This window comes from Gilliamella sp. wkB7 (assembly GCF_001693435.1).
GTDB classification, from domain to species: domain Bacteria; phylum Pseudomonadota; class Gammaproteobacteria; order Enterobacterales; family Orbaceae; genus Gilliamella; species Gilliamella apicola_N.
On the sequence record NZ_CM004509.1, the window covers coordinates 2,781,016 to 2,793,004 of the forward strand.

An 11,989-nucleotide genomic window follows, 5' to 3' on the forward strand; every position below is an offset into this window, starting at 1 on the left:
TGTTTAGCCTAAGCTAAGAGCGCATTATACAGAATTTATGATACAATGCCCAGCAAGTTTTTTATAAATTTAGGATCCAATTATGATTTCAAGTATGACTGCCTATGCCCGAAAAGAAATTAACCAATCATGGGGGACGGCCTCTTGGGAGTTGCGTTCTGTTAATCAACGCTACTTAGAAACCTATATTCGTATGCCAGAACAGTTTCGATCACTTGAACCGATTATTCGAGAACGACTTCGAGGTCGATTAACACGCGGTAAAATTGAATGCAATTTACGCTTCGAACTCGATCCTGCTTCGCAGCATCAAGAATTATCTTTAAATGAGGATCTTGCAAGACAGGTTCTTAGTGCGGTTAATTGGATTAAAACTGAATATAAATCTGGTGACGTTAATCCTATTGATGTTTTACGTTGGCCGGGCGTGCTATCAGCTAAAGAACAAAATCTTGATAGCATATCACAAGAAATCTTAGCATTATTGGATGGAGCCATTAATGAATTAATTGCTGTACGTGAACGCGAAGGACAAGTATTACGTGATCTTATTATCCAACGTTTAGACAGTATTACGACAGAAGTTGAAAAAATTCGTCAATGGATGCCACAAATACTCGAATGGCAAAAAGAGCGCTTGCAAAACAAATTGGCGGAAGCAAATATTGAATTCGACAAGTCAAGATTAGAACAAGAAATCGTATTGATGGCTCAACGTATTGACGTAGCTGAAGAGCTTGATCGTTTAATGACTCATGTTAAAGAAACCTACGCAATTTTAAAGAAAAACGAAGCAGTAGGGCGCAGACTTGATTTTATGATGCAAGAATTTAACCGTGAATCAAATACCATAGCCTCAAAATCAATTAATGCTGATGTAACCGCTAGCGCGATTGAACTTAAAGTCTTAATTGAACAAATCCGAGAACAAGTACAAAATATTGAATAAACTGTCATTTAATGAATAAGTATTTAGGTATTTTAGCCGTTATTTTGGCATCACTATTATGGGGCACAACAGGTACGGCCGCCACGTTTGCCCCAGCTTTATCCCCTTTATTTATCGGCTCATTTGCTATGGGTATTGGTGGGATTTTGCAATGTGGATTGGCTACCGTTAAGATTGTTCATGATCGTGCTTTATTGGCAGTGCATTGCAGATTCTTGATCGTGGGGGCACTTGCTGTAGCTATCTATCCTTTAGCATTTTATTCTTCTATGCGTTTATCTGGTGTAACCATTGGTACCGTTGTGTCTATTGGTTCAGCCCCCATTTTGTCGGCGATAATTGAATATTTCAGTCGTGATTTTCAACTCAATAAACAGTGGGCTACGGGTGCTTTATTGGGGATTATTGGAATGGTGATGTTAGCTTTTTCTGACAATGCAAGTACAATAATCCAATATACTCATGTTAATTTAGGTATTTTATTAGGATTAGTTGCGGGCTTGACTTACGCTCTCTATTCATGGTCAGCAAGGCAATTAATGTTAAAAGGCGTTAATACTAAAGCGGCAATGGGCGCTACTTTTGGTTGTGGGGGATTATTATTAATTCCTGTTATGTTAATAACTGGCTCTGCTTTTTTTACTTCATGGAATAACATGGCGGTTGGATTTTATATGGCATTGATACCGATGTTTTTAGGTTATCTTTGCTACGGTTTTGGATTATCAAAAATCTCGGCCAGTATGGCAACAACCATTACCTTACTTGAACCCGTTATTGCTGCGATTCTTGCTATGTTAATTGTGGGTGAATGCTTATCGTTAATTGGTTGGATTGGCATGCTGCTGATCTTTATTTGTCTAATTATGGTAACCTTATCAAGTTTGGTTAAAAACTGAATATTTGATATTTTTTCTTTAGCCATTTTCTAAAAAAATTAATTAGCTCAATCAGCTACTCATCAATACTGTTTTTTGTCTTTAACAATTTTTTCTTTAACAAGTAAGCCAAGAATACTTTTCTAGAATAAATAACAGATCTCTTATTTTGAAAAAAAGCAAAAATATTAATTATTTCTGGCAGATTAAAATCAAGAAAAAAATCTCTAACTCTTCCTATCTCAATAATAGAATTTATACAAATTAAATAGGTCATTCAACACCTAATATATGTAATAAGAATTTAAAAAATAAAATTTTACGATACTGGATAATTAACGAGATGTTGTTAAAATAAACAGGCTGTATTTTAATCAAAATATAGTAAATCATAGATAATCATAAATAGTAAAAGGGGATGATAAATATGAAAAAATTACTTACTTCTGGTTTGTTATTTCTATTTTTAGTAGGACCTGCTTGTGCACAAGCAGTTAAAGAGTCATTAAAAGATGTTCCTTATGATGAAGTACTAAAAATGGCAACGGAAAATAATGACCCAAAAGCGCAATATGATTTAGGTGTTCGATACTTTCAAGGGGAGGGTGTTGAAAAAGATCCGTTGAAAGCTAGACAATGGTATGAAAAGGCAGCTGCACAAGGCCATTCTGGAGCTGAATCTAATTTAGGATATATGTATGAGAATGGCATAACAGTTGACCAAGACTATGCTAAAGCCAAAGAGTTTTATGAAAAAGGTGCTGCAAAAAATGATGAATATGCTCTATTTAATCTAGCTAGTTTATACAAAGAAGGCCGAGGTGTAGCTAAAGATCCATTAAAAGCAAAAGAATTATTTGAAAAATCAGCCGAGCTAGGTCTTGTAAATGCACAGTATCATTTAGGGGATATGTATTTAACGGGTGACGGCATAAATAAAGATCTCAATAAAGCTCGATATTGGTTTGAAAAAGCAGCCGAACAAGGACAACCAGAATCTCAGTTTAATTTAGGGGTCATGTATGAAAATGGAGCTGCAGGTCTAACAAGAGATCATAACAAAGCAATGGAATTGATTGAAAAAGGATGTGAAGGCGGTGTAGAACACCCAATTTGTCAATGAGTTTATTTATCTAATTACAAATGATAATCAGTAAAGTTAATAGTAATAAGTAAAACGGCTTTATAAAATTTAAAAGGGGCAAAGTACCCCCTTTTTGTTTTTTAATTTTAATATATTACGGATTAACTTGTTTAGGATAATGCCGACTTTTAATCGATTTAAAATACCAGTAGAGTGCTGCATAAGCGATACCGGTTGATAAAAGATCAGCGGTAGGTGATGATGCCCAAACTCCATCTAAATCGAAAAATAGCGGTAAAATATAAAGCGTTGGCAATAAAATTAAAATTTGCCTTGAAAGACTGAGTAAAATAGAAACTCTAGCCATACCAATACATTGGAAAAAGCTTGTTGTTACCATTTGGAACCCAACAAACGCAAATGAAAGCGTTGTATACCTTAGTGCAATAGCTGATATAGCAACTAAGTCCACTTCAGAACTGAATGCTTTAACCAGTACATCAGGCATAAAGCAACCTAATATAAACCCAGCACTCGTGATCACAGTAGCGATTTTCACTGCGTAGAAAAAGGTCTCTTTCACGCGTTTATAATTCTTTGAACCATAGTTATAGCCAATGATTGGCTGCATTCCTTGGTTAACGCCAATTACAATCATAATAATCAGCGTTATTAATCGATTTGCATTTGAATAACCGGCAATAGCATCGTCACTTGAAACATGAGAAATCGGCGCATAGTGAGTTAATTGCCAGTTTATAAAGACCACTACCACAGACGCAGCAACTTGCATGGCAAATGGCGACATGCCAATCGATAGAATCGATTTAATATAAGTAATATCAAGTCTAAAATTACGACGATATAGCTTGATATTACTGTTTTTGCTAATAAAGTGCTGCATTACAAACAAAAAGCTAATGAACATCGATAGGGTGGTTGCAAAAGCTGCGCCTCGCATGCCCCAACCTAAAGCAATAATAAAAATTGGGGCAAGAATAATATTGGCAATCACGCTAATAAACATAGTTACCATAGCTTTAAAAGGATAACCACTTGCTCGCATCATATTGTTGTAGTTGAAAGTCAATGTAATAAAAATACTACCCGGCAAAAATACCTCTAAAAACTCACGAGCGTAAATATGGTTGGTTGGGCTTGAACCAATAAAATGTAAAACAGGGTCAATAAAATAAAGTAATAATGCTAAAGTAATACCACTCAGTACTGCTGTTAACATAAACGAAGTGCCCGCAACTTTTTCGGCTTTATCGATTTCGCCTCGACCTAAAAATATAGAAATACGGCTCGCCGAACCAATACCTACTAACATACCAATACCCGCAGCAAGATTCATAACGGGTAAAATAATGCCTGCACCACTTAATGCTTCGCGCCCAATCCAATGCCCAATAAAAACTCCATCAATAATGTTATAAAGAGTATTGACGGTTGTCCCAATAATGGAGGGAAGTGCATATTGCCAAAATAATAAACTGATTTTTTTATTCTTAAAATCATTATAAATATCTTGAGGATTTGCCATATTATTTATTCCAAATATAACAGGTTGTAAAAAAGTTTCAGATTAACGTTACGTTTCAGTAAAAATGTTATTGTTAATTACATTATTTATCACTATGCTAATGGCAATTATGAAGTTGTCTTATCAAAAATGAGTTGGCGAGTTTTTTTAGCCGCTAAGACTCAAGTTATCGTTATTAATATTTCTTAAATACCATTAGATTTTGTAAAGAAGTTTCAGGTTAACTATACGTTTTAGTATAAAAACTAACTAATTATCATTTGTTATCTAATCAGACTAATAAATTGTGGATAGCACTTTTTTAGTGCTTTGATAAAATAGTGGTAGTCTTACTTTTGCCACCCAAACAGGAATTCTAAATGAGTGTACAAATAGAAAAAGTTATTTTACATAAATTAATCAGAAAAAATGACACTGAAATTGAACTGCAACTTCGTGATTCAATGCTAAGCAATCAACAAGCGGTTGTCAATTTAATTGAGGATATTAACCGTATTTATAATAATAAAAGCAAAGCTTATGGGCTATTCAATAGTGAAAGTCTGTTTGAACAGTCGCTTAAAGAATTACGTTTAGGCAACCAAGATTTTTTGCATTTTAGTCAAGAATCGACCAAGCAACTACGCAATGAACTCGCTAAATACCCGTTTGCAGAAGGTGGCACGGTGGTCTTTTGTCATTACCGTTATCTAGCTGTTGAATACTTAATTATTGCAGTATTAAATAGCTGTTCAAGTATGTTAGTTAATGAACAGCTTGATATAACCGAAACCCAATATTTGGATATTGATCATGCCGATATTATTGCTCGAATTGATATCACTGAATGGGAAACCACACCAGATTCAAAACGCTATTTAACCTTTTTAAAAGGACGAGTTGGGCGCAAAGTGTCTGACTTTTTTATGGACTATTTAGGTGCCAGTGAAGGATTAGATGCGAAAGCGCAAAATAAAACTTTAGTGAAAGCGGTTGATGACTATTGCCAAGAAATGCAATTTGATAAACAAGACAAAACCAACGCCCGTGAAAATGTCTATAATTATTGTCAAGCTCAATTACAAGCAGGCGAAGAGATCGAACTCAAAAATCTAGCTAATGAATTGCCGGCTAATGGTGAAAATAATTTCGCTGAATTTGTGAAAAATAGCGATTACGATTTAGAAGAGACCTTTCCAGTTGATCGTAGTGCACTGCGTCAACTCAAAAAATTCTCAGGTAGTGGCGGTGGATTAACCTTAAGTTTTGATTCTGACTTATTAGGTGAACGAATTAAATGGGATCCGCAGACTGATACACTAGTGATTAAAGGTGTTCCACCAAATTTACGCGATCAATTACAACGTAATAGCGGTTCAAACTAATCATCACATCCAATTATCAGGAACATAAAAATATGAAATACATTGGTGCACATGTTAGCGCAGCAGGGGGAGTCGATAATGCTCCAATCAACGCCTATCAAATTGGCGCAACAGCTTTTGCCTTATTTACAAAAAATCAAAGACAATGGCATGCTAAGCCACTTGAATCAGCCATAATCGATAGTTTCAAAAAACGCTGTGAACGATATGGCTTTACCAGTAAACAGATCTTACCGCATGATAGTTACCTGATAAATCTAGGTAGTCCTGATAGTGAGCAACTCGATAAATCACGAACGGCTTTTTTAGATGAGATGCAACGCTGTGAACAGTTGGGACTCACCTTATTAAACTTTCATCCGGGGAGTCACTTACAGAAAATATCGGTTGATGACTGTTTAGCGCGTATTGCTGAATCGATAAATATCACTTTAGATAAAACCAAAAACGTTGTTGCTGTGATTGAAAATACGGCAGGGCAAGGATCTAACTTAGGTTATAAGTTTGAACATCTGGCACAAATCATTGACAAAGTTGAAGATAAAAGTCGTGTAGGTGTTTGCATTGATACCTGTCATGCCTTTGCTGCTGGTTATGATTTACGTACTGAAAAAGCCTGTAAAGAAACGTTTGATGAATTTGAAAAGATTGTTGGCTTTAAATATTTACGGGGCATGCATTTAAACGATGCCAAAAGCGAACTCGCTAGCCATGTTGACCGCCATGACAGTTTAGGTAAAGGTAACATCGGTCAAACGGCATTTGAATTTATCATGCAAGATCCGCGAATTGACGAAATACCACTCATTCTTGAAACCATTGACCCTGATATTTGGGCTCAGGAGATTGCTTGGTTAAAAGGGCAAGCAAAGTAGTGAGAATGAAAAAACAATAACAAATTAATCAAAAAAATAACGATGATTTGTTTATTGTTCTTATTAAATTGTGGTGTTTATGCTCACAAACGCCACAAAACCAGAACCGTTCCTCCCTAACATTACATATATCACACTTAATATAATTGAATATCTAGCCGATAAATTAACCTTCTATTACACGTTACTCTTAATAAATATTACTTTTTATTATTTTTATGGGAAATGTCGTTGGCAAAAACTATCTTTTTAATTTAAAAATAAAATCAATAATATTAAAAAATCTAATAGAAATGGATTATTTAGTTATTTGGTTGCAACCATATTGTTTAATAAAATGAATAAAGAAATAAAATCTTAAACGAATTAGTATATTTTCTATTTATGTTTTTTGTCTTATCATCTTTTATCTCTATCCATCCATTACATGAATATTTTATACCTAGATGTGATTGTCGACATTAATGTATGAGTGGATTGTAATTAAAGGCACTAATAAAGTTAAATTAATCGAACACAATCAATCACATTTGATATTTGAGGTTTATAACCAACAAGTCATACTGACACCACAAGGTATTAAAGTGGCAAAGTGTAGCTGTCTAGCCAGTGATCATTGTAAACACATAATGGCTTCTGTGTTATGGTTACACGAAAATCCATTTATCGATGAAGCCAAAGTTACCCCCAAATTGTGACACACTTAACCAATCACTTGAATCCTCTAAATCACATTGGGATCCTTTAGCCGAGTTATTAGCAATTGAGAGTAGCCAGTTATTTAAAACAGTGGGCAAAGCCAATATTCGACTAGCTTATCAATTACCAACAAGATCCTATCGCGACATATATCATCAAACTCACACTGGCATTACTTGAAGCAATCACCAGTTTTGGGCGATTGATCTTATCTAACGCATATAAACAAAAAAATAAACCAATTACAATACCAATGCGATACACTTGGCTTAACTACGTTAAGCCACACCCTAAACAAATTAGCACAAAACCAACCGATAGAAATCAAACATATTCTACAAACAGCCTATCTGTGCCAGCTAATGAACAATACACACAATCAATTACCAATAGTAATAAGGGAAGATGAAACATAACCTAAAATCAAACAATACCAACGGATAACTTGATACAAACAACTGAAAATAGTTTAGGTAAAATATTGCTTATTGAGATTTTAATAAACTATTTTCATTAACATTCAGATTGATTTATCCAACTCGCTAACAAGTGTGACGATTTCCGGCAGAATATCGAGTATTAAAGCTAATTGTTGCATTACCAGTAGATCGCTATTGGTCTGATCGTCATTGATTGAGATCGTTTCAACATAATCGGCAACTAATTGTTTAATAGCTTGATATTCACTGTCTAGTTTTTTATCACTGAGAAGATTAATAATATAAACCGTTAAATCGTCAAATAAGTCAAGGGTTTTGGGGGAGATATTTTTATCTCGATGTGCTCCTAACGTTGATAAATAGCTGATAAGTATATGATTCAGGGTGAGCAGGCGAAAGCCTTTATCGATGATTACCTGATTCATATGAGGTTCTTTAGTCATTAAACTAATTAGTGATGACAAATCGGCACTGCTATCGTGTGCGGCACGGCGTGCGACGCGATATTGAGGATCATTGGTTTTACCCGATAGATATTGCTGTCCAATTAATGCCAAATAGTGACTGTCGTCATGACAAACACGATCCACTAATTTAGGTAGGTTTCTGAATTTCCAGTCAGGCCAGATATAACTCACCGCAAGCCAAGCAATAAAACATCCAATTAATGTTGCTATAATTCGTGAAATAGCAACTGATATGCTACTTTCACCAATCAAACTGAAACTAAAGAATACCAATAACGTAATAAATGCGGTGGCATAAGCATATTGGGAATTTTTAAATAAGAAAAACAGCCAGCCAGTTATAATAATGAGCACTAACTGTTCAGGTACACTCGGGAACAAAAAGGTCAACGGAATGCCAACTACAATCCCTAAAATAGTCCCAATAACGCGCAATTTTAATCGATGTTTTGTGGTTGAATAGTTAGGTTGACACACAAACAAACTGGTTAAGATGATCCAATATCCATGCGATAAACCTGAACAGAGAATTGCCATATATCCTACAAAAAAGACTAAACTCATTCGCACTGCATGACGAAATAGTGGAGACTTAACGGTCAAATTACGCTTAATTTTAGCAAATAGATCGTGAAAGCTAGTTAGCTCTTCGTCAATCAATTGATTATCTTCTTGCTCTTTAGAGAGGTGCTGTTCAGTATCAATGTTTGTTAGCAGCAGATCGATAGAGAGTAGATTTTGATGCAAATTTTTTAAGGATTTAATCAAAAGCATGTCAGCTCTATTGCTGAATTGATATTGAGCGATGGCTTCCTCAAGATAAGTAAAATAGCGCGCAAACAGTGAATCATGTTGATAGGTTTGGTTTAACTTGATAGCTATTGCTAACTGCGTGCAGGCTTTCGCTTGCAAATTTAAAATTCGCGCAAAGCGAAATAGAATATCGCTATGTTTAAAATGTTCACTTAATGCTTGATACTGTCCATGTGCTGAACTTGCACGTTCATGAATATCTTGCGCTACAAAATAGTAACTTAGCAATTTACGAATGTAAGACTGTCCGCGATAACTTTTTAAACGGTTAAATAGAGAGCGTTTTGTGTCATTAAACGCACCGATTAACTGATTATTACTTTCAGTTAATTGCAAAGTTTGCTTTTTAAATCCGTCAGTTTCATCAGGATCGAACATTGCTGCTTTGGCATCCAAATATTGCGCTAATTTCATAAAACAGATAGAGAGTGACTGTTGAGTTGTGCGAATAGGTTGAATGATTGATTCAATTAGCGATACCACGTTGTACCACAGTGCTCCGAGTAATAAAAAGCAGGGTAGAGTGAATTTATCATTAAATAAATTATGGCCAAGCATTGTATAAGCAGCAATCAATAACGATCCAAAGGCAATTACTCCATAACGCTGCCCGAGTGAACCCAGCATAATAAAAATAAAGGTAGAAGACACCAGCCCAATCATAAACAGAGCAGGGTAATCAAATAATAACTCGACCGAAAACGTACCCAGTGCAAAACAGAACAACGTCAACACTAGATTAATACAACGGCTGAGTAATCGAGTATCAATCTCGGTTAATCCAGCTGCCACCACACCAAGCGTGAGCGGAATAACCAGTGTTGTCTGACCAAAATACCAAGGCACTAGAGTAGAGCCAGTTAAGCTAATAAGCATGCGGATGCTAAACAGAAGGTTACTGCTGTAAAAGACTTTACGCAAAGTCAAAATAAAAGGATGCACAAATGTTGTTTTTCGTAGAGTTAATAAGATGGAGGGTAGAATACTATATTGTTGACAGTTATTAAAGAGGGTGAAATTTTTTGGTTGAAAATTACAATAACTAATACACATCTTATTAATTATTTTAACGTTATCTGAATTGAATGTTTTTTCTTAGATTAATGAGTTTGAGTGTTCAAATATGAGTCAATTTTTCTTAGATATTTTTAACAACTTGATAAATAATTACATATTAAATTTGATAAAAAATCCGAAACGGTATAGACTCCTGAATTATTTTTACAAAAAATCTATTTTCATCTATTATTCATTTTTAATAGAAAACTTTTAATGCTTTTGGTTACATACAATATTCATGTCTGCGTTGCGCACTAACTGATAATTATATATTCATCAATTTCAATATAGGGCATTTCTTTGTGTTGTTTAGTTACGTGAAAGTTAATTAAGTATTTAATTGGGTAAAAAAGAATCTGAAAAGGTATAAACTACTGAATTATTTTTATAAAAAATTATATTTATATCTATTATTTATGGGATTTTAAAAAAACTTTTTACACTTTTGGTTGAAAAACATCCACTCTCGTGTTGAATAGTGATTGATAATTATATATATTTATTTAATATCTTGTTATAGGTCAAAAAAATTGCTTATTATCGGTATTAAGCGCGGATAATCTACGTTAAGATAATAGGCTAGCAATTAATTACCAAGGAAAAACGTTTATGACGACTGAAGAAATGACAACACTTGATAAAATCAAAAAGCAGATTGCTGAAAATCCTATTCTTTTATATATGAAAGGTTCGCCAAAATTGCCAAGTTGTGGCTTTTCGGCTCAAGCAGTGCAGGTTTTATCTCAATGTGGCGTGCCGTTTGCTTATGTAGACATTTTACAGAATCCTGACATTCGTGCAGAACTACCAAAATTTGCTAATTGGCCTACTTTCCCACAATTATGGGTTGAAGGTGAATTAGTAGGAGGATGTGATATTATGATCGAAATGTTCCAAACTGGTGAACTGCAAACGTTAATTAAAGAAACCGCGGAAAAGCATCCAATTTAGGATAGTTTCTCAACTTAACTTAGTTAGATTCAAAGGTTATTTAAGAGCGCGTATGCGCTCTTTTTATTATTCGGTTTGTTGGTCAGATTCTGGGCTTAATTGTTCGCCATTCAACTCATTATCTAACTGTGCTTGTGCTGGTAAATCAGCAAGCGGCCATCCTCCTAACCGTTTATATCGATTGACAATTTCACAAAATAAAATAGCTGTTTTTTGGGTATCATAGAGTGCTGAATGGGCTTGCTTATGGTCGAATGGGATTTTTGCCGCTTCACAAGCTTTAGCCAAAACTGTTTGTCCAAATATTAACCCACATAGGGATGCGGTATCAAAAGTTGCAAATGGATGAAATGGATTACGTTTTATTCCTGCACGCTCTGCAGCTGTCATTAAAAAACTATGATCAAAGTGAGCATTGTGAGCAATAATTACCGCACGGTTACAATCGTTTGCTTTAATACCCGCTCTAACCATTTTGAAAATTGCTTCAATTGCAATTTTCTCATCCACTGCGCCACGTAAAGGATTATTTGGATCAATCCCATTAAATGCCAAGGCTGTAGGCTCTAAAATTGCATCTGCAAATGGATTGACATTAAATTGCAAGGTTTGATCAGGCTCAAGCCAGCCATCTTTATTCATTTTTAACGTAATGGCTGCGATTTCTAAAATTGCATTTTGCTTTGGATCGAAACCAGATGTTTCGATATCAATCACTACAGGATAAAAACCCCGAAAACGTTCACATAATTTTGCGTTTGGCACAATAGTTATCTTATTTGTTAAAAAATGAAAATTATTATGCCAGTTTTTAATGTATTCGCCTAGTTTTACCTTTACTGTAGCGCTTTCTTAAGACAAACA

General features: G+C 34.8%; 10 protein-coding genes. 7 read left to right on the forward strand and 3 right to left on the reverse strand.

Translation table 11 applies throughout. From position 1 onward, the window contains the following. The first annotated feature begins 82 nt into the window (after positions 1-82). The 3 genes from A9G17_RS12260 to A9G17_RS12275 all read left to right on the forward strand — a co-directional run bounded on the left by A9G17_RS12260 (position 83) and on the right by A9G17_RS12275 (position 2,950). Entirely contained in the window at positions 83-949 is an 867-nt protein-coding gene (locus A9G17_RS12260) for a YicC/YloC family endoribonuclease (protein ID WP_065738958.1), read from the forward strand. An 11-nt stretch (positions 950-960) separates the two neighbouring features. Beyond that, entirely contained in the window at positions 961-1,848 is an 888-nt protein-coding gene (locus tag A9G17_RS12265; protein WP_065738959.1) for a DMT family transporter, read from the forward strand. Between the two features lie 406 nt (positions 1,849-2,254). After that, complete coding sequence (locus tag A9G17_RS12275; protein WP_176714274.1) at positions 2,255-2,950, forward strand: tetratricopeptide repeat protein; 696 nt, start codon at positions 2,255-2,257, stop codon at positions 2,948-2,950. A gap of 115 nt (positions 2,951-3,065) precedes the next feature. On the opposite strand, the gene A9G17_RS12280 is transcribed toward A9G17_RS12275, so the two are convergent. Beyond that, on the reverse strand, positions 3,066-4,457 hold the full coding sequence (locus A9G17_RS12280) for an MATE family efflux transporter (RefSeq protein WP_065738962.1): 1,392 nt from the start codon (positions 4,455-4,457) through the stop codon (positions 3,066-3,068). A 359-nt stretch (positions 4,458-4,816) separates the two neighbouring features. On the opposite strand from A9G17_RS12280, the gene yejK reads away from it, so the two are divergent. The 3 genes from yejK to A9G17_RS12295 all read left to right on the forward strand — a co-directional run bounded on the left by yejK (position 4,817) and on the right by A9G17_RS12295 (position 7,394). Then, complete coding sequence (gene yejK / locus A9G17_RS12285) at positions 4,817-5,821, forward strand: nucleoid-associated protein YejK (RefSeq protein ID WP_065738963.1); 1,005 nt, start codon at positions 4,817-4,819, stop codon at positions 5,819-5,821. 32 nt (positions 5,822-5,853) lie between these two features. Beyond that, on the forward strand, positions 5,854-6,696 hold the full coding sequence (gene nfo / locus A9G17_RS12290; protein ID WP_065738964.1) for a deoxyribonuclease IV: 843 nt from the start codon (positions 5,854-5,856) through the stop codon (positions 6,694-6,696). A gap of 464 nt (positions 6,697-7,160) precedes the next feature. Then, positions 7,161-7,394 carry a hypothetical protein gene (locus tag A9G17_RS12295; protein ID WP_065738965.1) on the forward strand — a complete coding sequence of 78 codons (234 nt, stop codon included), beginning with the start codon at positions 7,161-7,163 and terminating at the stop codon, positions 7,392-7,394. A 521-nt stretch (positions 7,395-7,915) separates the two neighbouring features. Here A9G17_RS12295 and yccS read toward each other — a convergent pair. Then, positions 7,916-9,991, reverse strand: a complete 2,076-nt coding sequence (gene yccS / locus A9G17_RS12300) for a YccS family putative transporter (protein ID WP_218059730.1) — start codon at positions 9,989-9,991, stop codon at positions 7,916-7,918. Positions 9,992-10,798: 807 nt separating this feature from the next. Here yccS and A9G17_RS12305 point away from each other — a divergent pair. After that, positions 10,799-11,125, forward strand: coding sequence for a Grx4 family monothiol glutaredoxin (locus A9G17_RS12305; protein WP_038518280.1), 327 nt, complete (start codon positions 10,799-10,801; stop codon positions 11,123-11,125). A 66-nt stretch (positions 11,126-11,191) separates the two neighbouring features. Here A9G17_RS12305 and rnt read toward each other — a convergent pair whose 3' ends face one another. Beyond that, on the reverse strand, positions 11,192-11,890 hold the full coding sequence (gene rnt / locus A9G17_RS12310; protein ID WP_216354785.1) for a ribonuclease T: 699 nt from the start codon (positions 11,888-11,890) through the stop codon (positions 11,192-11,194). Positions 11,891-11,989 lie beyond the last annotated feature (99 nt).